Raw genomic sequence first — 22,729 nt, 5'->3', positions numbered from 1 at the left:
GGGCCTCACGGGGTGGGCTGCAGTTGAACGGCATCCGCGTCGGGCACCAGCCAGGTCTGCAGGGCGTGCACGCCGCGCGGCGTGTACCGCGCCCACAGCGGGCCGTGGATTTCGCCGCGCAGGCTGGCGGCGAGTTCCGGCGGGAAGCCAGGGTGCAGCGCCTGCAGGTAGACCCAGTTCTGCGCCAGCATGGGCACGCTGGGCAGGACCGGCTCGACGGGCGGGGCGTCGCGCAGGAATTCCCGCGACAGCAGGGCGAGATCGAAGAGGCGCAGGCCCCAGCGCGCGGCGACTTCGTCCTGCAGGGTGCGAATCCAGTCCAGCCGGCCGATGCGCTCGAACGCGCAGGCTGCGTATATGGCCAGCACGGGGTCGATGGACGGCGCCCCCAGCAGGCGCGCCATGAGCTGCGTCGCGCCCTGCCGGTCCAGTGCGAGTCCGCCCCATGCCGACACCCGGCAGGCGGCCGTGCGCAGCCCGTCCAGCGCGAACCGGCTGGCGTCGGCCGGCGCCGTGTCCACGGGCTCATAGCGGAAGTCGCCTGGGCGGCCATCCTCGAACGGCAGGACGGCCAGTTGCCCCGGCAGGGCCGGCAACAGCACACCGCTGCCATCGTCGAATTCGATGAGCACCTCGGCCGGGCGCTGCAGCGACTCCATGACGATGGCGCTGCCCGCCAAGCCGCGCTCCACGCGCAGCGCCTCGCCCGGGCAGCTCGCCTCGCGCACCTCGCGGCCGGACACCAGGAAACCGACGTGGCGCTCGAATGGCCCATCGCGGACGACGGCCGGGCCGGCATCGCGGCCGAGAGGGCGCCAGCTCCCGGACGAGACGCCGAAGGGCCATCGCGACTTCGGCAGCAAGTCAGCCAGATCGCGCGGCAGTTCGAACGGCCGGCCCAGCATCTCGGTGAAGCGCGCTTCGGCAACCAGGAGTTCATCGGGGGCAAGCGCATCCGCGTCGGTTGCCTGCCCGTCAGCGTCCGTATCCGGCGTGTCTGGCCCCGCGTCCGGGTTCGGCGGCGCCTGCCCGGCAGCCTGCGGCGGAAAATGAAAGCGCGCCAGCCAGACCTCGTCGCCCGAGGCGATGTCCGCGTAAGGGCGCTGCGACGGCGGTACGCGCAGCTTCTTGTCGGCGAGGCTGCGCGGTACCGCCTTCATCAGCCAGTCGCCCAGCGGCCGTGGACGGAGCAGGCCGTTCTGGATCAGCGTGGGCGGCCGACCGTTCAGCGCCTCCGCGAGCACTTCGCTATACACCGCGACGTAGTTTTCGCCGTCTTCCGCCACTTCCAGCGCGGGTGCGCCCAGTTGTGTCGCATAGAACACGTCGGCGGCCTGGGTCGTGTCCGGGTTGCCGATGCTGGGAAAAATGTGGCTGCCGTTCAGGAAGAAGCTGGTTTGCAGTGTGTTGGTGGGCGTGCGGCACGCGTCGGAGATGAACACGACGTGCGGCACGCGGCCGGCCCGGGCCAGCGCCACGCTGCCGGTGAGATTGACCGTTTCGTCGACATCGTAGGGCGCGCGGGACAGAAGCCAGAATTCGCGGTAGTCCCGCACCACGCCGTGTCCGGAAAAGTAGACGATCAACTGTTCCAGATCGTCCCGATCGTCGAGCAGCCCGAAGATGGCTTTCTTGATGCCGCCCGCCGTGACCTCCTGCGTCCCCTCATCCGTGAGCGCGATGACGTCCGGGATGCCCTGGCTGTGCGCCCAGTCCCGCAGGCGCGCGATCGCGTCGCCGACGCCCTTGAGCGGCGGAAAGCCGTGCCCACGGACCTTGCTCACACCGATCAGCACGATAGCCCGCGTCATGTCCACCCTCCCGGCGAGGAGACTCACTGGCAACGATGTTACGCAGGGCGCGGGACGGATTCAATGAGGACAAGCGCGGCCTCGCGCGAGCGTCTGCCGCCATTCATTCCGGCCCTTGCGCATCTCATGGCACACTCGGCCCATCGCACTCGGGAGGAACCACCATGAAGACCATGCTGCTGCGCGCCCCTGGCGGGCTGGACAACCTGCACCTCGTGGACCAGGCCGACCCCGGCCAGCCGGGGCCGGGCGAGATCCGGGTGCGCGTACACGCCACCTCGCTCAACTTCCACGACTACCTGGTCGCCAAGACGCCGGGACGCGCCGCGGGCGAGCTCGTGCCTATGGCGGACGCGGGCGGCGTCGTCGAGGCGGTGGGCGAAGGCGTGACGCAATTCCAGGCGGGCGACCACGTGGTGTCGTGCTTCTTTCCGGACTGGCAGGAAGGCGGCCCCACGGCCGGCGACTTCAAGCGCGTGCCCGGCGACGGCCTCGACGGCTATGCCCGCGAATGCGTGCTCACGCCCGCCACCTGGTTCACCAAGGCGCCCTCGGGCTACACCCATGCCGAAGCGGCCACCCTCACCACGGCCGGCCTGACCGCCTGGCGGGCGCTGGTGGTGGACGGCAACCTCAAGGCGGGCGACGTGGTGCTGGCCCTGGGCACCGGCGGCGTATCGATCTTCGCGCTGCAGTACGCCAAGGCCATGGGCGCCACCGTCGTCGTCACCTCCTCGTCCGACGAGAAGCTCGAGCGCGCCAAGGCGCTGGGCGCCGACCACGTCGTCAACTACCGCAGCACGCCCGAGTGGGGCAAGGCCATCCGCAAGTGGGCCGACGGCGGGGTTGACCACGTGATCGAAGTGGGTGGCCCGCGCACGCTCGGCCAATCGATCCAGGCCTGCCGCGTCGGCGCGCATATCGCCCTCATCGGCGTGCTCACCGGCGCCGCCGGCGACGTGCCCACCGCCGTGCTGATGGCCCGGCAGGTCAAGCTGCAGGGCTTGATCGTCGGCAGCCGCCGCCACCAGCAGGACCTGGTACGCGCCATCGACGCCATGCAGACCAAGCCGGTGATCGACCGAACCTTCGCCCTGGACGAACTGGCGGACGCCTTCCGGTATCAGGAAAGCGGGCAGCACTTTGGGAAGATTTGCGTGGCGTGGTGAGGGGGCGGGCCTACGCGCACCACGCTTTCTCTCCCTTACGTGTCGCGGAGCGTCCGTGATGACTGCAACATCAAGCCGCACGTTTAAACCTACCGGCCCGCAAATGCCGGCGGGCGCTTCTCCCGCCAGGCCGCGCGCCCTTCACGTAGATCATCGGAACGCTGCGCACGTTGGATATCGCCGTCGAGTTCCTGGAGGTCCAGCGCGCCGCGGGCGATGCGATTCAAGTGCTTTTTCATGCCCAGCAAGGGGATGGGCGCCATGCCGGCCAACTTGCGGGCCAGGGCGTCGGTGGCCTGGGCAAGCTGCTCCGGCGCCACCAGCGAGGTCAGGAATCCGCAGCGCAACAGCTCGTCAGCATCCAGGCGATCGGCGGTCAGGAACAGGCGCTTGGCGGTGTCCAGGCCGAGCCGGCTGACGTAGCGTTCGAGCCCGCGTCGGTAGAAGTGCAGGCCGAGGCGGGCTGCGGGCATGAACATGTCGACGCTGGTCGTGCCCAGGCGGAAGTCGCACGCCAATGCCAGGTCGGTGGCCCCGCCGTAGACGCCGCCGTTCAAGGCGGCGATCGTGACGGGGCGGCAATCCTCGAGCGTGTCGACCAGCGCCTCGAAACCGGCCCCCTCCCGCCGGTTCTCCATCCTGCCGATGTCGAAGCCGCTGCAGAAGTACTTGCCCGTGCCGCCAATGATCAACACCAGCGCGCCCGCGGCGTCGGCTGCCTTTATATGGCGTATGAACTCGGCGATCTCCTCGGGCCCGAGCCGATTGGCCACCTCGGGTCGGCGCAGGGTGATCGTTGCGGTCCGCCCGCGCAGCTCGAGCCTGGGCGGGCCCGTCTCGTCTCCTGCGGCGATGGGGCCGGTCATGTGGGTAGGGTCTTGTGAATGCGGCATGATGTCGGTTTCCTGCGCTCAGTCGATCGCAACGCCCGCGCCTTCGGCGAGCTGGCGATGCGATCGGCCCTGTTCCACCACCCAACGGCCAAACGCCTCGGGCGATTCGGACCAGTCGACGGCGTTGCCCGACAAGGCCAGGCTTTTCTTGATTTCGGGATCGCTCAAGGCTTCGACGCTGGCGGCATACAACCTGTCCACGATGTCCTTGGACACACCGGCCGGCGCGAAAAGGCCGAACCAGAAAGACAGCTCGTAGTCCGGCACACCCTGCTCGGCCACCGTCGGCAGCTCTGGAAACAGCGCGGAACGCCCCTCGGACGTTACGCCGAGGGCACGCAGCCGCCCGGCTTCGATGAGCGGGATGACGGACGGCGGGGTGCCGAAGGTCAGTTGTACATCGTTGGCGACGATCGCCTGCACTGCCGGCGCCCCGCCGTTGAAGGGCACATGCTCCATGCGGACCCCGGCCATGCGCTGAAAGAGCAGGCCGGCCAAGTGCGGCGACCCACCATTGCCCGACGATGCATAAAACAGCTCGCCAGGGCTCGCCTTCGCGTACTCGACCAGTTCCGTGACCGACTTCACCGGCAGATCGTTGTTGGCGGCCAGGATCAAGGGCGCCGTCGTCCAGCGGGTAATCGGCGTGAAGTCGTCCGCGCTGTAAGTGACCGATTTGTAGAGCACCTTGTCGACACCGAACAGCATGGGCGTACCCATATACAAGGTGTAGCCGTCGGCCGGGGCCTTGGCAACGGCGGTGGCGGCCAGCGTGGTGCCCGCGCCCGGCCGGTTCTCGATCACGATCGACTGCCCCAGCGCCTCTGACATGCGGTTCGCCACGATGCGAGCCACGGCGTCGGCCCCGCCGCCGGGGGGAAAGCCCACGAACAGCCGGATCGGGCGCTCCGGGTACGACGCTGCCTGGCTCGCACCCGGCATGCCGCCGGCGGCCAAGGCCGACAGGGCCAGCAGCGCGGCAACCACGTTTCTACGATGCATGTTTCGTCTCCTTTTTATTTATCGCGGCATGCCGCGGTACGTCCCGCAGGCGCCGGCGTTCCCGGCACCTGCGACGGTGATGCCCGCCCCAGCGCTAGGAGATGACCTCCTTCGCGCGCAACGCTGCGATCGTCGTCGCCTCATAGCCGAGAGAACGCAGTAATTCCTCGCTATGCTCGCCGGGATCGGGTGCGGGCATCGCGAAGTGCTCGGGACATGGGCAATCCGACAGATTGATGGCCGAACGTATCAGGGGCAGCTCACCCAGTTGCGCATGCTGCGCCGGACGCGTCATGCGCAGATGATGCGTCTGCGGGTTCTCGAACGCTTCCCGGATGTCGTAGATCGGCCCGCAAGGCACGCCCGCACCGTTCAGGCGTTCCACCAGTTCCTGCACGCCGAAGCGCCGCGTGGCTTCATTCAAGGCTTCGTTCAGCCGGGTCCGGTTGGCCAGTCGAGCGGAACGGTCCCGATATTCGGGCGCGGCAAGTAAGTCGCCGGCGCCCAGGACCTCGCACAGATGACGCCACATGCGGTCCGTGCTCGCGGCGATGTTCACCAGGCCGTCGCGGGCCTCGTAGGTCCCCATGGGCACCAGCGTCGGATGAAAATTGCCTTCCGGCGCTGCGACTTCTCCGGCCACGGTGTAGCGCGCGGCCTGGAAATCGAGTTTGTTGAGCATGGCCTCCAGCAAGGAGGTATGCACCCACTGCCCGCGTCCCGTCCGTTCGCGGTGCAGCAGCGCGAGCAGGATGCCTTGGCCGAGGAACATTCCCGCCGTCGTATCGGAAATGGCAACCCCGACGCGCGTGGGGCCGCTCTCGGGCGTCCCGGTCACCGACATGAGCCCGCACATACCCTGCATGACCTGGTCCACGCAGGGCCTGTCCGCATACGGCCCGCTCTGTCCGAAGCCGGAGATGCTCGCCAGGATGATGTCCGGCTTCGCCGCGCGCAGTTGTTCGTACTCCAGCCCCAGCCGCTGCTTGACGTCGGCGCGAAAGTTCTCGACCACCACATCGCACCGGGCCACGAGACGACGCAGGATGGCCGCCCCTTCGGGCGTCTTCAGATCGACGCAGAGGCTGCGCTTGTTGCGGTGCATGTTCTGCTCGTCGGGCCCACGGCGCTTGCCCGTGACCGATCCGCGATCCTGCCGGGGAGGCGGTTCGACGCGGATCACCTCGGCGCCCCAGTCGGCCAGCAGCCGCACCGCCACCGGGCCGGCCCGGGCGACGGAAAGGTCCAGTACCGTGTACCCCGAAAGCGGCAGCGCGCTGCCCATGGCGGATTGACCGTTCAAAACGTGACCTCGCTTCTTGGGCGCCGCGACTGCACGGCGCACCTTCCCTTGGATGGAATGAAGTCTACGAAGACGGCGCAGATAAGGAAAATTGATAGTTCAAATCTACATATCTACTGCGTCAATAAGTGCAGCGCAGTAGCGCGCTTGAGCAGCTCGGTGAACTGCATGGCGGCAGGCGACAGGCTCTTGCCCTTCAGATAGGCGATGCCCAATTGGCGCGACAAGGTGGGCTGCACGAGCGATGAACACCGCAGGCTGCCTGTACGCTGCCCGGCCATGGTGTAGCGCGGCGCGATGCAGGCGGCCCGCAGCGATTCGGTCAGCGCAATCACGCTCAGCCAATGGTGAGACTGGACGAGTGTCTGCACGCCGCGGGCGCACACGGCCTTGAAGGTCTCCTTGACCAGCTTGCCGACGCTGCTGTTGTCGACGATGCCGACCAACCGCTGCCTGCTGAGCAGTTCCCAGGAAACCTGGTCCGGAAGATCCAGCGAAGCATGCGAAAGAACGATCAACGGATCGTCGAACAGCGCCTCGATCTCGATCTCCGAGGACTTTCCCGCGAACGTACCGATGGCGATCTCGATGTTCTGGCTCAGCAGATGCGAAAACAGCTCCGCCGTGGTCGCATCCTCCAGCCGTATGTCGATGTCGGGGTGGAGCAGGTTGAACCGCGCGATCGGGCCCGCCAGCAACGTGCTGCCGAGCAGCGGCGTGAAGCCGACCGCCAGCCGTCCCTTGCGGAGCTGGCCGACAGAGCGCACGTTGTCGACCTGCGCCTGCAGGTCTTCCAGCAACGGGTCGATGCCGCGTACGAACTCGCGGCCGGTGGCCGTCAGGCTGACGGCCTTGGTCGTGCGATCGAAGAGCCGCACGCCCAGCACGCTCTCGGCTTCCCGGATGGTCGTGCTCAAGTTCGACTGCGTCGTATGCAGATGGGCCGCCGCCACCGTGAAACTGCTCGTCGCGGCGAGCTCCTTGACGGCATAAAGCTGCTTGATGGTGAGCTTGATCACCCCCGCGCCAACCACGCCCGCGCCACCTTCGCCAGGAACGTCGCCCCCAGCGGCAGCACCTCGTCGTTGAAGTCGTAGCTGGTGTTGTGCACCAGGCAGGGCCCCGCGCCGTGGCCATGGTCGCGGTGCGCGCCGTCGCCGTTGCCGATGAAGGCGTAGGCGCCGGGCTTGGCCTCGAGCATGAAGGCGAAGTCCTCGGCCGCCATGATCGGGGTCTGGGTGATGAGGCGTTCGGGGCCGACGATGCTTTCGATGACCTGGCGCGCGAAGAGCGCTTCGGCTTCGTGGTTGATGGTCGAGGGGTAGATGCGCTGGAAGTCGAAGTCGCAGCGGGCTTCGTTGGCCTGGCAGGTGAGTTCGGCCACGTCGCGCATGCGGCGTTCGATGAGGTCCAGCGTCTCGGCGGTGTAGGCGCGCACGGTGCCGCGCATCTGGCAACTGTTCGGGATGACGTTGGCGCTGTCGCCGGCGTGGATCATGGTGACCGAGATCACGGCGGCTTCCAGCGGCTTCTTGTTGCGGCTGATGATGTTCTGGAAGGCGGCCAGTACCTGGGCGGCGACGGGGATCGGGTCCACTGCGAGATGCGGCATGGCGGCATGCCCGCCCTTGCCGTGGACGGTGACGGTGAATTCGCTGTTGGACGCCAGCACGGGCCCGGGCGAGAGCGCCATGGTGCCGGCGGGGATGCCGGGCATGTTGTGCATGCCGAACACGGCCTCCATGGGGAATTGTTCGAACAAACCGTCGCGGATCATCTCGCGCGCGCCGCCGGCCTGCTCCTCGGCGGGCTGGAAGATCACGTACACGGTGCCGGCGAAGTCGCGATGCTCGGCGAGGTGCTGCGCGGCGCCCAGCAGCATGGTGGTGTGGCCGTCGTGGCCGCAGGCGTGCATCTTGCCCGGATGCTTGCTCGCGTGCGCGAAGGTGTTGGCCTCGGTCATGGGCAGCGCGTCCATGTCGGCGCGCAGGCCGACCGTGCGGCCGTTGTCCGGCCGGATGCCGCGGATGGTGCCGACCACGCCGGTGCCGCCCAGGCCTCGGTGGATGGGGATGCCCCAGGCGGTGAGGCGCTCGGCGAGCAGGTCGGCCGTGCGGGTTTCCTCGAAGGCGAGTTCGGGGTGGGCGTGGATGTCGCGGCGGATGGCGCGCAGGGCGTCGGCCTGGGCGACGATGTCGTCGATGAGGTTCATGGTCGGTTCTGTCATGGCAAGCTGTCTATGCTACGTGATCGCGCGGCAACGCGTGCCCGGAGGGGCCGTTGCTGCGGATTCGTGCACGCGGCATGCCGTGCCGGCAATGAGCCGCCGGCGCAACGCTACACCGCCATCAACCCGGGTTCAACCCCATCTTCTCGAGCACCGGGTCCCAGGTGGCGCGATCGCTCTCGATGCGCTGGGCGAACTCGGCGGCACTGCCTTCGAGCAGCAAGGCGCCGTGGCTGTCGAAAGCCTGTCGCATGGACGGATCGCGCGCGGCTTCGGCGACGGCGTGGTTCAGCCGTTCGACAGTCTGCGCCGGGGTGCCCTGGTTGGTCACCACGCCCAGCCAGACGACGCCCTCCAGCCCCGGGAAGCCCGCATCCTGCAGCGTGGGCACGCCGGCGAAGGGCTCGCCCGGCACACTCGGGCTGACCGCCAGCAGGCGCAGCCGGCCGTCTCGCACCATGGGCGCGACCAGCGAAGTGCCGGCGAAGTAGATCTGCGTGTCGCCCGCGGCCACGGAGGTGAGCGCGTCGGTGCCGGTCTTGAACGGCACGTGCACGATGTCCGCCTCGGCCTGGCGGCGCATCATCTCGAACAGCACGTGCGGCGGGCTGCCGTTGCCCGACGACGCGTAGTTGAGCGCGCCCGGCTTTTCCCGGGCCAGGTCGAAGAGTTCCTGCACGGTGTTGACCGGCAGCGCGGGGTTGACCACCAGCGCCATGGGAATCGTCGCCACCGGGCTGACCGGCACCAGGTCGGTCTTGGGATCGTAGGTGAGCTTGGCGAAAATGTGCGGATTCCAGACGGCGTGCGCGTTGGTGATGACCGCCAGGGTGTGGCCGTCCGCCGGCGCTGCCTTGAGCGCCTGGATCGCGATCATGCCGCCCGCGCCGGGCTTGTTGTCCACCACCACGGGCTGGCCCAGTGACCGCGAGAGGCGGTCGGCCAGCGGGCGCGCGAACAGGTCGGGCAGGCTGCCCGGGCCACCGCCCACGAGTACGGTCATGGGACGGGCTGGAAAATCAGCGGCCCGCGCCAAGGGCAGCACGCAGGACAGGCCGAGCAGGACGAGACCGAGGCGCTTGAGCAACATGCGAAGGATCCAGAAAGAAGAAGTAACCGTTCATTCTAAGGAAGATGGGCTGTGCGATGGGCTATGCGCAACGCCGAAGCGCCGGGCGGCGCGTATCAGTGCCTCGCCTGGCCGCGGTTCGCGAACGCGGCGATCACGCGCTCGCGAAACACCGACATGGTGGCGGAGAAGTAGGCGCTGCGGCGCCAGAACAGGCCCAGTTGCAAAGTCCAGTGCGGCGCCGGCAGCGGCAACGGCCGCAGCCCCTTGCCATGCGAGGAGGCCAGGGAATCGTTTGCCATGACCGTCAGCGCGTCGGTGCGCCGCAAGAGCTCGGCGAAGACGGCGGGCGTGGCATCGGTGTGCACGAAGGCGGGCGACGACGCGATCCCGGCGTTCACGAACAGCGCATCCACCCAGGCCCGCAGGGAAATATTGGCGGGCGGCAGAACCCAGGGCTGCGCGGCCAGATCGCCCAGCGTGAACCGGCGGCCTTGCAACGGGTGCCCCAGCCGCGCCACGACGTGCGAGCTTTGCGTGCCCAGCACCGTGCTGGCCAGGGCGGACGAGGGCCGCTCGGGATTGACGGCGGCGATGGCGACGTCCAGAGCGCCGGCCTCGAGCTGCTGCAGCAGCACGGCGCTCAATTGAACGCTGGTGTGAAAACGGATGGCCGAGCCTTCGGCCAGGAACTCGCCCAGGACGGGCGTGAGCACCGACTCCACCAGCGCCGGCACCACGCCCACGCGCAGTTCGCCGGATTGGCCGGTCTTGAGATCGTGCACCAGCACCCGGGTGTCGTGCACCCAGCCGCCCAGCAGGCGCGCGCGCTGGTACAGCGCTTCGCCGATGGGGGTGGGCGCCACGCCGCGGGGCGTGCGCTCGAGCAGGCGAACCCCGAACTCGGCTTCGAGCCGGCGTATGGCCTTGGACAGCGCCGGCTGGGATATGCCCAGCGCGTCCGCAGCCGCATGCAGGCTGGCCATTTCCACGGCCTTGCCGAACCAGGCGAGATCCTTGATCACACGACACACTCCGTACTCAGGGCGATTCCTGGAAGTTATCGCAAAACCCCGAAAGCTGGCTGGGCCGGCCCACACGCCCTTCCTATACTTTTCGCCAGAGCGGACGCCGAGCCGCCCACCGAATCCTCGAGGAGACCCCATGATCCTGTACCGCACGTTCCGCGGTCGCATCCTGGCCATGCTGACGGCATGCCTGGCATCCGCGACCCTGGCGCACGCCGCCGCGGCGGACTACCCGGAGCGCCCGCTGCGCGTCGTCGTGCCGTATCCCGCCGGCGGCAACACCGACATCATTGCGCGCGACGTGATGAAAGGGCTGTCGGCCCGGCTCGGGCAGCCCATCGTGATCGACAACAAGCCCGGCGCCAACAGCATCGTCGGCACGGACCTCGTGGCCAAGGCGACGCCCGACGGCTACACGCTGGGCGTGGTGATCGGCGCCTACGCCAACAACACCGCGCTCTACCGCAAGCTGCCGTACCGGCCGGACGACCTGGTGCCGGTGACCCAGCTCACCCGGACCTCGCTCGTCATCGTGTCGGCGCGGCCGGACCTGCGTTCGCTGGACGAGCTGATCCGCGCGGGCCGCGACGGCGCCGCACCGCTCAGCTTCGCCAGCAGCGGCATGGGGTCGGCCGCGCACCTGCTCGGCGAACGGCTGGCCCGCGAGACCGGCATGAAGGGCGCCATGCACGTGCCCTACAAGGGCTCGACGGACGCCACCGCGGACTTGGCGAGCGGCCGCGTGGGCTTCATGTTCGACGCCATCTCGGCGATGGGCCCGCTGATCCGCGCGGGCAAGCTCAATGCCCTGGCCGTGACCAGCGCCGAGCGTTCGCCGCTGCTGCCCGAGGTGCCGAGCATCGAGGAGCTGGGCCATCCCGACCTAGTGTCCTACGCCTGGGCAGGCGTGCTCGCGCCCAAGGGCACACCGCCCGCCATCGTCGAGCGCCTGGCCGGCGAACTGGCCACGGTGCTGCGCGACCCTGCCCTGCAGGCGCGCCTGGCGGACATCAGCACCGAGGCGGTGGGCAGCACGCCCGCCGAGTTCGCACGCTTTCTCGAACAGGAGAGCCGTATCAACGGCGACCTGATTCGCCAGCTCAACCTGACTCTGGATTGAACGATGGACGACCGGATCGTGAGAATCGGCGGCGCCTGCGCCTTCATCGGCGACAGCGTGCTCGGCCCGCGCCAGCTAGCCGCCGTGCCGGGCATGCATTACCTGGTATTCGACTACCTGGCCGAGATGACGCTGTCGAGCTTTGCCCAGGCCCGCAAGATGAACCCCGACGCGGGCTACGCCGGCGACTTCGTCCAGGTGACCCTGCGCGAGATCCTGCCGACGTGCCTGGAGCGCGGCATCCGCCTCGTGGCCAATGCCGGCGGATTGAACCCGCGCAGTTGCGCGGCCGCGATCGAGGCGCTGGCCCGCGAGCTGGGCTGCGCCCCGCGCGTGGCCTACGTCGAGGGCGACGACTGCCTGGCGCTCGTGCCCCGGCTCGCGGCCGAGGACGTGCGCGACTTCTACGCCGGCACGCCGATGCCCGCGGGCATCGACAGCGCCAACGCCTACCTGGGCGCGGCGCCCATCGCGCAGGCGCTGGCGCTGGGCGCCGACGTGGTGGTGACCGGACGCATCGTGGACAGTGCGGCCACGCTCGGCATCCTGATGCACGAATTCGGCTGGACGGCCGACGCGCTGGATTGCCTGGCCGCGGGTTCGCTCGCCGGCCACATCCTGGAATGCGGCGCGCAGGCCACGGGCGGCATCTTCACCGACTGGGAGCAGGTGCCCGATTGGGAACACATCGGCTATCCCTACGTGGAATGCCGCGCCGACGGCAGCTTCGTCGTCGCCAAGCCCGCGGGCACGGGCGGGCTGCTCAACACGGCCACCGTGAGCGAGCAGATCCTCTATGAGGTGGGCGACCCGGCCTGCTATGTCCTGCCCGACGTGGTGTGCGACTTCACCGGGGTGCGGGTGACGCAGGCGTCACCGGACCGGGTGCGCGTCGACGGCGCGCGGGGACGGCCCGCCCCGCCCGCGTACAAGGTGTCAGCCACCTACCAGGCCGGCTATCGCTGCATCGTCCAGCTTTCGGTCTTCGGGGCGGACGCCATCGCCAAGGCCAGGCGCACCGGGCAGGCGCTGGTGGCGCGCGTGCGCGAGTTGCTGGGCGAGGCCGGTCTCGAAGACTTCGAGAAGCTGCAGGTGAGCGTGCTCGGGGCCGAGGACGGCTATGGGCCGCACGCACAGGCGCTGGCCCTGCGCGAGGCCGTGGTGCGCATCGCCGCCGTGCATCCACGCCAGGAGGCCCTGGCGCTGCTTGCGCGCGAATCGCGCGCAGCCGGCGTGTCCTTCGCGCCCGGCACGACCAGCGGCAGCGCCCTCACGCTGAACACCCATGCGCCGGTCGAGCCACGCTATCGGCTTTTCTCCTGCCTGCTGGACAAGCGCCGGCTCGGCCCGGTGCAGGTCTGCATGGATGGCCGAGCCCACGCCGTGCCGACGATGCACGGCCACACCGCCATGCCGCACAGCCCCGTGCCCGAGGCCGGCGCCAGCGCTCCGCCGCCTCACTCGGCCCGCAGCGTTGCCTTGATCGCCCTCGCCCACGGCCGCTCCGGCGACAAGGGCGACTCATCGAACATCGCCATCATCGCGCGCCGCCCGGAGGACCTGCCCGTGCTGCGGCGCGAACTGACGCCCGAGCGCGTGCGCAACTACCTGGCGCACCTGGTGCACGGCGACGTCACGCGCTACGAAGTGCCCGGCCTGCATGCCTTGAATTTCCTGCTCACCGAGGCGCTGGACGGCGGCGGCCCCAGCTCGCTGCGGCCGGACCCGATGGGCAAGGGCATGGCGCAGATGCTGCTGGGGATGGCGGTGTGCCCGGACTAGGGCGGCCCGGGGCCGCCCCCCGGGCCGGATCATTCCGGCTGGATGCCGGCGTCCTGCATGACCTTGAGCCAGCGCTGGTTCTCTTCCAGCGCGAAGGCCTGGGTTTCGGTGTGGCTCAGGCCGCTGGGTATCGTGCCCTGGGCCGCCAGCGTCTCGGCCACCTTGGGTGAGCTGGAAGCCTGGACCATTGCCTGGTTCAACTTCTGTACGACCGGCTCGGGCGTGCCTTTGGGCGCCCAGAGGCCGTACCAGGTAACGATATCGAAGTCCGGCAGCACGGTCTCGGCGATGGTCGGTACCTCGGGCAGATCCTTCAGGCGCTCTCGGGTAGTCACCGCGAGCGGCTTGAGCCGCCCCGATTGAATGAGCGGCATGGCGGGCGCGAGCGGCGCGTACATCACGTGAACATGGCCGCCGGCCACGTCGGTGAGAGCGGGGTTGCTGCCGCGATAGCCCACGTGTTCCAGACGCGCTCCCGTGGAGGTATTGAGCAGCTCGCCCACCAGGTGTGGCAGCGTGGCCACGCCCGGCGACGCGAACGACAGCGCGCCGGGCTTGGCCTTGGCCGCATCGATCAATTCCTGGAAGCTTGAATAAGGCGAATCCGGCGGAACGACCGCGACCATGGGCACCGTTCCCAGCACCCCGACAGCCGTGAAGTCGTCCATGGGATCAAAGGGCAGCGACTTGAACTGCCCAGGGTAGATCACCTGGACCGAGGCGTTCATGAGCAGCGTGTAGCCGTCGGCAGGCGCACGCGCCACTGCAGCCGCGCCGATGGTGCCGCTGGCCCCCGGCCGACTCTCGATCACCAACGGCTGCCCGAGAATCTGTCCCATCTCTGTCGCGATGACTCGCCCGACGACATCGGTGGGACCGCCCGCCGCGAACGGCAGGATCACCTGCATCGGCTTTGTCGGATAGTCGGCGGCGGCGCGCGCGGGGCCGGCGCCGAGAACGCACGCGAACGCGGCCGCCGCGGTCAGCGCAAGGGTTCTTCTTTTCATTCTGGGTCTCCTGTATCGAAATCGATGCGCGTCGGGGCGAGCACATCGGCTAGTTGCTGGCGGATTGCGGGGAAGATCCGGGCGATCTCCTCCTCGTGCTTCTGCATGCGCGCCACGGGGCCGGCGACCACGATGGCGAACGATTGCTCATGGACGCGAAAGCCGAACGCGAGCGACATCACGTCCTCGACGTTCTCGCCCACCGAACGCTGCCACCTGCGCGCTACGCCGGCAGCGACGTCCTGTTCGAAACGCTCACGCGAGGGCAGCGTGTTCGGGGTGATGGGCGTCCAGTCGGTGTAGCTGTCCAGCAGGGCACGGCGACCCTTGGGGTCGAGCACCGATACCAGCGCCTTGCCCGAACTGGTGGCGTGCAGGCTCTTGAATCCGCCGGGCTGATGGCTATAGCGGATCGTCTGGGTGGACTCGACCACGCTGAGGTAGACCACCTGCCTGTCTGCCAATTTGGCGAGGATCGCCGTCTCCCGGGTCGAGTCGCGCACCGTGAGCAGCACGGGTTCCAGGGCCGTCACCAGCGGATCCCGGCGGCAGATGACGCTGGCCACGTGCAGCAGTTTCTGCGTCGGGTAGTAGCCGCTCTTCTTGCCCAGCTCGTACAGATAGCCCTTGGCGACCATCGTCTTCAGCAAGCCGTGACAACTCGACAGCGGAATGCCCATCGCTGAGGCGATCTCGCTGTAGAGCAGAGGTTTCTGCTGCTCGGCGAACAAATTGAAGACGTCGAGGACACGGGTTGCGGTTTTCACATCCATGATGAACATATCCTATACGTGATAAATTAATCGTGTCAATGAGACATCAACACGCTTTAGAGGGAGATCGAGCATGCGATGGAAGCAGCGGCCCGAAGGGTCGAACTGGGGCGATTTCGGGGCCGACGACCAGCGCGGTTGCCTGAATTGGATCACTCCCGAGGCGGTACGCCAGGCCGCCGGCCTGATCCGCACGGGTGAGCGCTTCTGCCTGTCGCTGCCGCTGGACTACCCCGGCGGCACCGCCGTCAACCCGCGACGCCATCCACCGCGCCTGACGCCGACCGAGCGGGACGGCGATCCGTATCTGAACTTTCCACTGGGCCGCTTGCGGCCAGGCTGCGTCGACGTGCTCAGCGACGACAACGTGACAATGAGCCTGCAGTACTCCACCCAGTGGGATTCGCTCGCGCACGTCGGTGCGCTGTTCGATGCCAACGGCGACGGCATTCCCGAGCGCGTTTACTACAACGGCTTCCGGCCGAACGAACACATCCAGGGGCCGGTGGACTACGCGGTAGGCGAAGGCTACGCCAAGACGGATCTGGGCCAGGGCCCGACATCGAAGGCCACCCGGCTGGACATCACCCAGCTCGCCGAATCGGGCATGCAGGGGCGCGGCGTGCTGGTCGACCTGGCCCGGCACTACGGACGCGCTGCGCACTCGGTCGGCTATGACGATCTCATGCGCATCCTGGAGGCGGACCGTATCGAGATCCGCCAGGGCGACATCCTGCTCTTTCACACCGAATACGGCGATGCGCTGCTGGAGATGAACCGCAATCCGGACCCGGAACTCGTGCACGAGATATGCGCTGGCCTGGATGGCAGCGACGAGCGCCTGCTGCAATGGATCACCGACAGCCGCATCGGCGCCATGGCCTCCGACAACCACGCGGTCGAGACGTACCCGGTCAAGAAAGCCAATGCGTGCTGCGCCGCCCTGCCGCTGCACCATCATTGCCTGTTCAAGCTGGGATTGCCGCTGGGCGAGATGTGGTATCTCGGCCCCCTGGCCCGCTGGCTGCGTGCCCACGAGCGTTATGACTGCTTCCTGACCGCCCCGCCCCTGAACCTGCCCGGCGCGGTCGGCTCGCCCGTCACCCCCATCGCCACGGTATAGGCCATGCCTTATCTCATCGAAACCTTCGACAAGCCGGGCACGCTGGCGTTGCGCCAGGCCACGCGCACCGCCCACCTGGCGTACCTGGACGCGCACGAACACCTACTTCTCGCCTGCGGCGCCAAACTGCAGGACGACGGCAGCGACCTCGGCGGCGGCGTGTACATCCTCGACGTGGACACCCGGCAGGCAGCGGACGCGTTCCTGCGTGCCGATCCGTTCTACGCAGCGGGCCTGTTCGAGCGCTACCAGATCGTGCGCTGGCGCAAGGCATACCTGGACGGGCGCTCGTACTTGTGAGAACGCCACCTGCGTATGCATCGGAGGGAGCAGCAGGCGCTGTGGCAGCAGGTGATTCAGGAGGCCGGCATCCGGTTGAGTCGACGGCGGCACCTGGGTCAGGTACCTGAAGTGATGGCGTGTGGCCCTGGCGCTGCAAGGACATGCGTCCATTCAATTCGATTACGATTGCGTGGCCCTGACCGGGCTGCGCGGTGAGTCCGCGTTCGAGGTGGGTACTCCGTTCTCGTTTGCCGACGGAACGGCAATCGTCTTGTACCTGCTCGAGGAAAACCAGCATGTGCTCGTGTCGGACAATGGCGACACGATGGCTCACCTCTCGTCCATGGGGCTCGAGCCCTACAAGCATCGTCGTCTGAACGTCCTGAGAGAGCGTGTCGCGCCTTTTGGCTACGCTCTGGGGGAAAAGGCCGATTTCCGTGTGCTGTCGCCGCGAGATCAGGTCCGGCACGCATTTTCGCAGGGGGTTGCAGCGAACGCATACGTTCGACTACCTGCTGGACGGGGAATACATCGACGTGATCCCTCCGAACCACATGGCGGCAGGTGTCGCCATGCGCAACTGTTTTCCCGACTAGCTGCACTGGCTCAGCAAAGTACGAAGCACTGAGCCAGGCGTTAGCCGATGCCGCGCAGTATCCCCCCGGGTGGCGTACGCTACGAAGGTCGCTAATCCGCAAACACCTCCATCCCCAGCAGCATCTGCGCCATGCCCTTGCCCCTCGGGCAAGGAAGAAGTGGGTTCCGCGCGACGTGGTGGACTGAACGCGCATGGCCGGGGACGGCGTCGGTCGGTACGCGCCGGCCGACGAAACCCCGCAGGCACCCTCGGCAGCGCGCCGGCCGTGCATTATCATGCACCGATGCCCATCCTGCCGCCACGGCTGCTGCAATCACCATGCGCGTGCATTCCCATTACGAGAACCTGAAAGTCTCCCGCGATGCACCGCCGGCGGTGATCCGCGCGGCCTATCGCGCGCTGACGCAGCAATACCATCCCGACCGCAACCCCGGCGACGCCAAGGCGCAGCGCGTGATGGGCATGCTCAACCGCGGCTACGAAGTGCTGTCCGATCCGGCGCGGCGCCGTGCGCATGACGCCTGGATACGCGAGGAGGAAGCCGCCTTGCTGCGCCAGCACGACGAGGCTGTGCGGCGGCAGGCGCTACGGCGCGCACAGGACGAACCACCGCCCGCCGCCTCGCGCCACGGGCTGCGCAAAGGCCGGGTGGCCGGCCTGGCCGCGGTCGCGCTGCTGCTGGTTGCGGCCTTCGTCTGGGCGCCCGGCGGTTCCGATGCGCCGGCACCCAAGCCGCGTGCGGCGGCGGCCGCCGCTTCGCGCTGATGCCATCTCCGGGAACCTTCATGAACACCACCCTGCGTCCCCGCCGTTCCGTGCTCTATATGCCGGCGGCCAACCAGCGCGCCATGGACAAGGCGCGCAGCCTGGATGTGGATGCCGTCATCTTCGATCTGGAAGACGCCGTCGCGCCCTCGGCCAAGGAGCAGGCGCGCGCGCAGGCCTGCGCGCAGGTGCGGGCGGGCGGCTACGGCCATCGTGAAGTGCTCATCCGCGTCAACGGCCTGCACACGCCATGGGGCCGCAGCGACTTCGAGGCGGCGCTGGACGCCCGCCCCGACGGCATCGTGCTGCCCAAGGTCGAGGACGTCGCCACGCTCGAGCACTACCGCGACCGCATGAACGACGTCGGGACGGCCATCCCCCTGTGGCCCATGATCGAGACGCCGGCCGGCGTGAGCCGCGTCGATCAGATCGCCGCGCAGGACGGCGTCGCCGTCCTGGTCATGGGCACGTCCGACCTGCAGAAGGAACTGCGGCTGCCGGACACGCCCGACCGGCAGGGCCTGCTGTACGCCCTGTCGCGCACGGTCAACGCCGCGCGGCGCCATGGCCGCGACGTACTGGACGGTGTCTCGGCGGTGCTCGACGATACCGAGGCCTTCACCCGCCTGTGCGAACAGGGGCGCGCCCTCGGTTTCGATGGCAAGACACTGGTTCACCCCGCCCAGGTGGCGCCGGCCAATCGGGTCTTCGGGCCGACCGCGCAAGCGGTGGAGCACGCGCGCCGCGTGCTCGCGGCATGGCAGGCGGCCGAACGCGAGGGCAAGGGCATCGCCGTGCTCGACGGCAAGATGGTCGAGAACCTGCATGCCGCCGACGCCGAACGGGTGGTGGCGTTCGCGGAGGCGATCGCGGGGCGGGCCGGCTGAGCGCGCGCACTACGCCGTGCGGGCGCGGCGTGCGCCTGCGCAACGCCCTTCCCCTTCGCACCAATGAAAAAGGCCGCCCCGGCAAACCGACCAACGTCTTGGGGGTCGGTTCGCCGGGGCGGCCTGCTCGTTCAACGCCGGGGCGGCTACGCGCTCAACCCTTCACCGCATGCCACTCGGCCGACTTGCCGCCCGTGGTCTTGCCCTTGATCGCACCGCTTTCCACCGTGCCCTCGTAGGTGACATCGCCCACCTTGAAGGTGATCGCGTTGCCGAGCAGCTTGCCCTCGGAAATCGCTTGGCCACCCAGGGTGCCGGTGAGCATCTGGTAATCCTGTTCGAGCACTAGGGGCTGGCCGTCGATCTGCCAGTTGCCTTCGACCTGCGCCGGCACGATCCAGAGCAGCGCGTTGCACCAGCTAGTGCAGTTGTCCGTGACCATCACTTCCTGGTCGGGCTGCCAAGAGCCCATGCGGAAGGAGTTGGAGACGATGCGCGTGCCGGGTTCGAGCTGCACCAGCTTGGGCGCGAGCTTCTCGTTGATCGAGGGCAGCAGGAACATGGTGATGACGTTGGCCTTGCTGAAGTCGGTCTCGAAGAGATCGGCCTGCTCGAAGGTGGCCTTGTCGCTCACGCCTTCCTTCTCGGCGTTGCTCTTGGCGAGCGCGACCATGTCGGGGTTGTATTCGATGCCGCGCGCGGTGAGGCCGCGCTTGGCGGCGGTGATCACCGTGCGCCCGTCGCCGGAGCCCAGGTCCATGAGGTAGTCCTGGGGCGTGACCTTGGCCAGATCGAGCATGGTGTCGACCAGCACTTGCGGGGTGGGCACCCACACGACGTCCTTGCCGGCCTGGCCGACGGTGGGCTCGTACGTTGTGCTCGCAGCGGCGGACTCCGTCGCAGCGGGGGCGGCAGCCTGGGCGCACGCACCCAGCAAAAACAGCGAAGAGACGAGCGCAGCGCCCGCGGTGCTTCGGGCGTTGAAACGGGTAGCGACGCGATCTTGCAAGACGGACATGACGGCTTTCCTGTGAATTTGGCAAAGAGGCGGCCCCGGGGTGAGCCGCGACCAACCCAACCTTACAGCAAGGAGGGTACCCAACGACAGTTCACCGAGGGCGCTGGCGTGCATTGAGGGCTGAATGAACGCGGTGGGAACGCCGGTTGCGAAAGATCACCTGACGATGCGGGTTTCGCATCCCGATGTTTTTACTCGACTTTTCATGCTGTACAGCTCAGGAGACTTCAATATGAAACGCGCTACTCTCGCCCTACTCGTTTCCGCCGCCTTCGCCTCGCCCATGGCCCTTGCTGCCGCTACCGAGAGCCCGGCTACGCCGGCGCCGGCGGTGAACAGCCCGGCCACGGAAGCCTCGGGCGCCAACCCAGGCCCGGCCAGTACGCCGGACACGACCAACCAGGCCATGACGGATGACGAGCGCGGCCGTCTGAACAAGGCCCTGGGAACCGGCACCGCCGGCCCGGACCGCGCCAATGCGAAGATGCAATCCCTGTCGGTGAAGGACATCAACGGCAGGGACGTGCAAAACGGCCAAGGTGAAAAAATCGGCGAAGTGTCCGATGTGGTCGCCAGCAACGACGGCACCCACTACATCGTGATCGGCAAGGGCGGCTTCTTCGGCATCGGTGAAGACCGCGCTGCGCTGCCGGCCGACCGCTTCTGGGTGCGCGACGACGATCTGGTCGTACTGGGGGTGACCGAAACCGACATCGAAACCATGGACGACGCCCGCACGGGCGATGACGAGGCCTACAAGGACGTCGACAACGACGTCATGGTCGAACTGGCGGTCTGGCAGCAGCCCTGACCGAGCCGTTGCCCATCGCCCGCCCTCCAGGGAGGCGGGCATGGCACCCAGCCGCCCGGCCCCTGGCCGGGCGTTCGCTTTTGGTCGATCAGACCATCAGCGCCGCAAGGTTCAGCGGGCGTACGGCACCCATCCAGATCGCGTGATCGCGGTGGTCCGCGAGATCGTCCCCGGTGAGCGGATGCAGGAACACCACCAGCCCCTGCCGGTGGACAGCGAGCCAGGGCACGACGCGACCGAAGGTCTCCTGGTCGAACGCCAACTGGCAGCTCCAGTCCGGATGCGGCCCGACCGGGCGCTCGTGCATGCGCCCCATCTGCACGCCGAATTCGCGCTGGGCGGTTTCGCAAATGGCGCGCGCACGCTCCAGCGTGTCGGCGTCGTAGTACACATGGGCGTGATAGCCGTGGATGGCGGGTTCTGACATGGTGTGTGTCCTCAGCGTTTGCGCATCTCGTGGGGTTGCGCGCCATAGGCGATCTGGAACAGCGCTTCGCGCAGTACGCCGAATTTTCGCGCACCCAGCAAGGCTTCGTACTCGTGTTCGATCTCGGTGATGGCCTCGTGCGTACTCAGCAGGCGTTCCAGGCCAAGCTCTGTGAAGCACACCAGGAACGCCCGCCCGTCGCCCTTGTCCGGGCTGCGCTCGAGCAGGCCGAGCGCTTCCAGTTCCTTCACCACCTTGGCGACCACCTGCTTGGAGATGCCGGCGCGCTGGGCGAGCACGGTGCTGCGGGTGCCCTCGATATCGATGTAGGGCAGCAGGCCGGCCCACGACGGCGGCAGGCTCGCGCCGCCCGAAGCCAGGCGCTCCTGCACCCGGGCGAGAAAATCGCGCCGGGCCAGCAGCAGCATGCGGCCGATGCCGGTCGCGCGCGCGGCTCTCAGCGTGTTGATACGTTCCTGATCGATCATCCGTCTTCCAGATTGCCAGCGGGGTAAGCCGCCCGCATTGTAGACAGGGGCAATGTAGTAACCCTAGTTGACTATAATCCGGCGCTGGATTAGTGTGGGCCCTCGCACGCTCAAGCAGAACACCACGACAACGGCGTGCGCGGGAGGAGACCCATGTCTGTACGTTCGCCATACCGCAGGCGATTCGAGCGCTGGGCGGCTGCCCTGCTGTTCGTTCTCGCCCTGCCAGCCGCCGCGGCGGACTGGCCGCAGCGCCCCATCACCCTGGTGATTCCCTACCCGCCCGGCGGCAGCACCGACATGATCGCCCGGCAGTACGGCGAGCTGCTGGGCCGGCAGTTGGGCCAATCCGTCATCGTCGAGAACCGCCCCGGCGCATCGACCAACATCGGCGCGGACTGGGTGGCCCGGGCGCCGGCCGACGGCTACACCCTGCTTTTCGGCGGCAATGGCCTGGCGCTCAATCGCACCTTCGGCCCGCAGCCGTCCTTCGACCCGGATAAGGCCTTTGCGCCCGTCGCCTTGCTCGCGCGGGTGCCTTTCGTGGTCGCGGCCCACCCCGCCACACCCTACGGCACGCCGGCCGAGCTGATGGCTGCCGCGCACAAGACACCCGGCAAGCTGACCATTTCGAGCGCGCAACTGAACCTGTACGTCGAACTGCTCAAGAAGCGCGCCGACATCGACCTGCTGCACGTGCCCTACAAGGGTGGCGCACAGGCGGTCACCGACGCCATCGCCGGCCAGGTGAACATGGTGTTCGCGCTCACGCCGGTGGTGCTGCCGCACATCCAGGCGGGCACGCTCAAGCCGATAGCGGTGTCTTCGGCCGAGCGCGTCGCGGTGCTGCCGAATGTGCCCACCTTCAAGGAATCGGGCGCGCCCGAGTACGTGGTCACCGTCTGGTACGGCATCCTCGCGCCCGCGGGCACGCCGCCGGCCATCGTCGAGCGCCTGGCGCAGGCCACGCAGACCATCGTGCACGACAAGGACTTCTCGGACCAGCTCACCAAGACCGGCGTGGTGCTCGAGGCGAGCACGCCGCAGGGCCTGGCCGACATCCTCGCCGAGGAGACGGCCTTCTGGCGCCAGCTCGCCGTGGCCGTGCCCACGCTCGTCACCGATTCGCCCCGCTAGCAGGATACG

23 protein-coding genes are annotated in these 22,729 nt (G+C 68.1%); 10 read left to right on the top strand and 13 right to left on the bottom strand.

Going from position 1 to position 22,729, the window contains the following annotated elements:
* Positions 1 to 5 precede the first annotated feature (5 nt).
* Entirely contained in the window at positions 6 to 1,811 is a 1,806-nt protein-coding gene (locus FOZ76_RS02690; protein ID WP_143946578.1) for a caspase family protein, read from the bottom strand.
* Positions 1,812 to 1,975: 164 nt separating this feature from the next.
* On the opposite strand from FOZ76_RS02690, the gene FOZ76_RS02685 reads away from it, so the two are divergent.
* Complete coding sequence (locus tag FOZ76_RS02685; RefSeq protein WP_143946577.1) at positions 1,976 to 2,980, top strand: zinc-dependent alcohol dehydrogenase family protein; 1,005 nt, start codon at positions 1,976 to 1,978, stop codon at positions 2,978 to 2,980.
* An 89-nt stretch (positions 2,981 to 3,069) separates the two neighbouring features.
* On the opposite strand, the gene FOZ76_RS02680 is transcribed toward FOZ76_RS02685, so the two are convergent.
* The 7 genes from FOZ76_RS02680 to FOZ76_RS02650 all read right to left on the bottom strand — a co-directional run bounded on the left by FOZ76_RS02680 (position 3,070) and on the right by FOZ76_RS02650 (position 10,499).
* Positions 3,070 to 3,846 (bottom strand): enoyl-CoA hydratase/isomerase family protein, encoded by a 777-nt coding sequence (locus FOZ76_RS02680; protein ID WP_143946609.1) that lies wholly within the window; start codon positions 3,844 to 3,846, stop codon positions 3,070 to 3,072.
* A 45-nt stretch (positions 3,847 to 3,891) separates the two neighbouring features.
* Complete coding sequence (locus FOZ76_RS02675; protein WP_143946576.1) at positions 3,892 to 4,875, bottom strand: Bug family tripartite tricarboxylate transporter substrate binding protein; 984 nt, start codon at positions 4,873 to 4,875, stop codon at positions 3,892 to 3,894.
* Between the two features lie 94 nt (positions 4,876 to 4,969).
* Positions 4,970 to 6,160, bottom strand: a complete 1,191-nt coding sequence (locus FOZ76_RS02670) for a CaiB/BaiF CoA transferase family protein (RefSeq protein WP_143946608.1) — start codon at positions 6,158 to 6,160, stop codon at positions 4,970 to 4,972.
* Between the two features lie 131 nt (positions 6,161 to 6,291).
* Positions 6,292 to 7,197, bottom strand: a complete 906-nt coding sequence (locus tag FOZ76_RS02665; RefSeq protein ID WP_170235265.1) for a LysR family transcriptional regulator — start codon at positions 7,195 to 7,197, stop codon at positions 6,292 to 6,294.
* Positions 7,194 to 8,390 carry a M20 aminoacylase family protein gene (locus FOZ76_RS02660; protein WP_143946607.1) on the bottom strand — a complete coding sequence of 399 codons (1,197 nt, stop codon included), beginning with the start codon at positions 8,388 to 8,390 and terminating at the stop codon, positions 7,194 to 7,196. Before FOZ76_RS02660 ends, FOZ76_RS02665 begins: the two co-directional genes overlap by 4 nt.
* A 136-nt stretch (positions 8,391 to 8,526) precedes the next feature.
* Positions 8,527 to 9,495 (bottom strand): Bug family tripartite tricarboxylate transporter substrate binding protein, encoded by a 969-nt coding sequence (locus FOZ76_RS02655; RefSeq protein ID WP_246129257.1) that lies wholly within the window; start codon positions 9,493 to 9,495, stop codon positions 8,527 to 8,529.
* 95 nt (positions 9,496 to 9,590) lie between these two features.
* Positions 9,591 to 10,499 carry a LysR family transcriptional regulator gene (locus FOZ76_RS02650; protein ID WP_170235264.1) on the bottom strand — a complete coding sequence of 303 codons (909 nt, stop codon included), beginning with the start codon at positions 10,497 to 10,499 and terminating at the stop codon, positions 9,591 to 9,593.
* A gap of 139 nt (positions 10,500 to 10,638) precedes the next feature.
* Between FOZ76_RS02650 and FOZ76_RS02645 the strand changes: the two genes are divergently transcribed.
* Positions 10,639 to 11,622 (top strand): Bug family tripartite tricarboxylate transporter substrate binding protein, encoded by a 984-nt coding sequence (locus FOZ76_RS02645; RefSeq protein WP_170235263.1) that lies wholly within the window; start codon positions 10,639 to 10,641, stop codon positions 11,620 to 11,622.
* 3 nt (positions 11,623 to 11,625) lie between these two features.
* Positions 11,626 to 13,404 carry an acyclic terpene utilization AtuA family protein gene (locus tag FOZ76_RS02640; protein ID WP_143946572.1) on the top strand — a complete coding sequence of 593 codons (1,779 nt, stop codon included), beginning with the start codon at positions 11,626 to 11,628 and terminating at the stop codon, positions 13,402 to 13,404.
* Between the two features lie 29 nt (positions 13,405 to 13,433).
* Here FOZ76_RS02640 and FOZ76_RS02635 read toward each other — a convergent pair whose 3' ends face one another.
* Positions 13,434 to 14,411, bottom strand: a complete 978-nt coding sequence (locus FOZ76_RS02635) for a Bug family tripartite tricarboxylate transporter substrate binding protein (RefSeq protein WP_143946571.1) — start codon at positions 14,409 to 14,411, stop codon at positions 13,434 to 13,436.
* Positions 14,408 to 15,184 carry an IclR family transcriptional regulator gene (locus FOZ76_RS02630; protein ID WP_143946570.1) on the bottom strand — a complete coding sequence of 259 codons (777 nt, stop codon included), beginning with the start codon at positions 15,182 to 15,184 and terminating at the stop codon, positions 14,408 to 14,410. Before FOZ76_RS02630 ends, FOZ76_RS02635 begins: the two co-directional genes overlap by 4 nt.
* A 73-nt stretch (positions 15,185 to 15,257) precedes the next feature.
* Between FOZ76_RS02630 and FOZ76_RS02625 the strand changes: the two genes are divergently transcribed.
* From FOZ76_RS02625 to FOZ76_RS02605, 5 genes are all read left to right on the top strand, one after another.
* Positions 15,258 to 16,307, top strand: a complete 1,050-nt coding sequence (locus FOZ76_RS02625) for a cyclase family protein (protein ID WP_143946569.1) — start codon at positions 15,258 to 15,260, stop codon at positions 16,305 to 16,307.
* A gap of 3 nt (positions 16,308 to 16,310) precedes the next feature.
* Positions 16,311 to 16,607, top strand: a complete 297-nt coding sequence (locus FOZ76_RS02620) for a YciI family protein (protein WP_143946568.1) — start codon at positions 16,311 to 16,313, stop codon at positions 16,605 to 16,607.
* A gap of 121 nt (positions 16,608 to 16,728) precedes the next feature.
* Positions 16,729 to 17,217: a DUF1828 domain-containing protein gene (locus tag FOZ76_RS02615; RefSeq protein WP_143946567.1), complete on the top strand. Its 489-nt coding sequence runs from the start codon at positions 16,729 to 16,731 to the stop codon at positions 17,215 to 17,217.
* 288 nt (positions 17,218 to 17,505) lie between these two features.
* Positions 17,506 to 17,952 (top strand): J domain-containing protein, encoded by a 447-nt coding sequence (locus FOZ76_RS28260; RefSeq protein ID WP_143946566.1) that lies wholly within the window; start codon positions 17,506 to 17,508, stop codon positions 17,950 to 17,952.
* Between the two features lie 20 nt (positions 17,953 to 17,972).
* Positions 17,973 to 18,839: an HpcH/HpaI aldolase/citrate lyase family protein gene (locus FOZ76_RS02605; protein WP_211365960.1), complete on the top strand. Its 867-nt coding sequence runs from the start codon at positions 17,973 to 17,975 to the stop codon at positions 18,837 to 18,839.
* Between the two features lie 154 nt (positions 18,840 to 18,993).
* Here FOZ76_RS02605 and FOZ76_RS02600 read toward each other — a convergent pair whose 3' ends face one another.
* A complete protein-coding gene (locus FOZ76_RS02600) occupies positions 18,994 to 19,857 on the bottom strand; it encodes an SAM-dependent methyltransferase (RefSeq protein ID WP_143946565.1) in 864 nt (287 codons plus the stop codon).
* Positions 19,858 to 19,981: 124 nt separating this feature from the next.
* On the opposite strand from FOZ76_RS02600, the gene FOZ76_RS02595 reads away from it, so the two are divergent.
* Entirely contained in the window at positions 19,982 to 20,668 is a 687-nt protein-coding gene (locus FOZ76_RS02595; protein ID WP_143946564.1) for a PRC-barrel domain-containing protein, read from the top strand.
* Between the two features lie 88 nt (positions 20,669 to 20,756).
* Here the strand turns inward: FOZ76_RS02595 and FOZ76_RS02590 are convergent, their stop codons facing one another.
* The gene (locus FOZ76_RS02590) at positions 20,757 to 21,095 is read right to left on the bottom strand and encodes a DOPA 4,5-dioxygenase family protein (protein WP_143946563.1); all 339 of its coding nucleotides are present in this window, start codon (positions 21,093 to 21,095) and stop codon (positions 20,757 to 20,759) included.
* An 11-nt stretch (positions 21,096 to 21,106) separates the two neighbouring features.
* Positions 21,107 to 21,583 carry a MarR family winged helix-turn-helix transcriptional regulator gene (locus FOZ76_RS02585; RefSeq protein WP_143946562.1) on the bottom strand — a complete coding sequence of 159 codons (477 nt, stop codon included), beginning with the start codon at positions 21,581 to 21,583 and terminating at the stop codon, positions 21,107 to 21,109.
* A gap of 153 nt (positions 21,584 to 21,736) precedes the next feature.
* On the opposite strand from FOZ76_RS02585, the gene FOZ76_RS02580 reads away from it, so the two are divergent.
* Entirely contained in the window at positions 21,737 to 22,720 is a 984-nt protein-coding gene (locus FOZ76_RS02580; protein WP_143946561.1) for a tripartite tricarboxylate transporter substrate binding protein, read from the top strand.
* Positions 22,721 to 22,729 lie beyond the last annotated feature (9 nt).

Source organism: Verticiella sediminum (assembly GCF_007558815.1).
Taxonomy (GTDB): Bacteria; Pseudomonadota; Gammaproteobacteria; order Burkholderiales; family Burkholderiaceae_B; genus Verticiella; species Verticiella sediminum.
Note: the sequence above shows the minus strand (reverse complement) of the source record. Positions and strands in the feature narration are given on the sequence as shown.

Excerpts from the sequence above, each read along its gene's own strand:
- FOZ76_RS02690 (WP_143946578.1), bottom strand. The coding sequence starts at position 1,811 with ATGACGCGGGCTATCGTGCTGATCGGTGTGAGCAAGGTCCGTGGGCAC.
- FOZ76_RS02685 (WP_143946577.1), top strand. The coding sequence starts at position 1,976 with ATGAAGACCATGCTGCTGCGCGCCCCTGGCGGGCTGGACAACCTGCAC.
- FOZ76_RS02680 (WP_143946609.1), bottom strand. The coding sequence starts at position 3,846 with ATGACCGGCCCCATCGCCGCAGGAGACGAGACGGGCCCGCCCAGGCTC.
- FOZ76_RS02675 (WP_143946576.1), bottom strand. The coding sequence starts at position 4,875 with ATGCATCGTAGAAACGTGGTTGCCGCGCTGCTGGCCCTGTCGGCCTTG.
- FOZ76_RS02670 (WP_143946608.1), bottom strand. The coding sequence starts at position 6,160 with ATGGGCAGCGCGCTGCCGCTTTCGGGGTACACGGTACTGGACCTTTCC.
- FOZ76_RS02660 (WP_143946607.1), bottom strand. The coding sequence starts at position 8,390 with ATGAACCTCATCGACGACATCGTCGCCCAGGCCGACGCCCTGCGCGCC.
- FOZ76_RS02655 (WP_246129257.1), bottom strand. The coding sequence starts at position 9,495 with ATGTTGCTCAAGCGCCTCGGTCTCGTCCTGCTCGGCCTGTCCTGCGTG.
- FOZ76_RS02645 (WP_170235263.1), top strand. The coding sequence starts at position 10,639 with ATGATCCTGTACCGCACGTTCCGCGGTCGCATCCTGGCCATGCTGACG.
- FOZ76_RS02640 (WP_143946572.1), top strand. The coding sequence starts at position 11,626 with ATGGACGACCGGATCGTGAGAATCGGCGGCGCCTGCGCCTTCATCGGC.
- FOZ76_RS02635 (WP_143946571.1), bottom strand. The coding sequence starts at position 14,411 with ATGAAAAGAAGAACCCTTGCGCTGACCGCGGCGGCCGCGTTCGCGTGC.
- FOZ76_RS02630 (WP_143946570.1), bottom strand. The coding sequence starts at position 15,184 with ATGGATGTGAAAACCGCAACCCGTGTCCTCGACGTCTTCAATTTGTTC.
- FOZ76_RS02625 (WP_143946569.1), top strand. The coding sequence starts at position 15,258 with ATGCGATGGAAGCAGCGGCCCGAAGGGTCGAACTGGGGCGATTTCGGG.
- FOZ76_RS02620 (WP_143946568.1), top strand. The coding sequence starts at position 16,311 with ATGCCTTATCTCATCGAAACCTTCGACAAGCCGGGCACGCTGGCGTTG.
- FOZ76_RS28260 (WP_143946566.1), top strand. The coding sequence starts at position 17,506 with ATGCGCGTGCATTCCCATTACGAGAACCTGAAAGTCTCCCGCGATGCA.
- FOZ76_RS02605 (WP_211365960.1), top strand. The coding sequence starts at position 17,973 with ATGAACACCACCCTGCGTCCCCGCCGTTCCGTGCTCTATATGCCGGCG.
- FOZ76_RS02600 (WP_143946565.1), bottom strand. The coding sequence starts at position 19,857 with ATGTCCGTCTTGCAAGATCGCGTCGCTACCCGTTTCAACGCCCGAAGC.
- FOZ76_RS02595 (WP_143946564.1), top strand. The coding sequence starts at position 19,982 with ATGAACGCGGTGGGAACGCCGGTTGCGAAAGATCACCTGACGATGCGG.
- FOZ76_RS02590 (WP_143946563.1), bottom strand. The coding sequence starts at position 21,095 with ATGTCAGAACCCGCCATCCACGGCTATCACGCCCATGTGTACTACGAC.
- FOZ76_RS02585 (WP_143946562.1), bottom strand. The coding sequence starts at position 21,583 with ATGATCGATCAGGAACGTATCAACACGCTGAGAGCCGCGCGCGCGACC.
- FOZ76_RS02580 (WP_143946561.1), top strand. The coding sequence starts at position 21,737 with ATGTCTGTACGTTCGCCATACCGCAGGCGATTCGAGCGCTGGGCGGCT.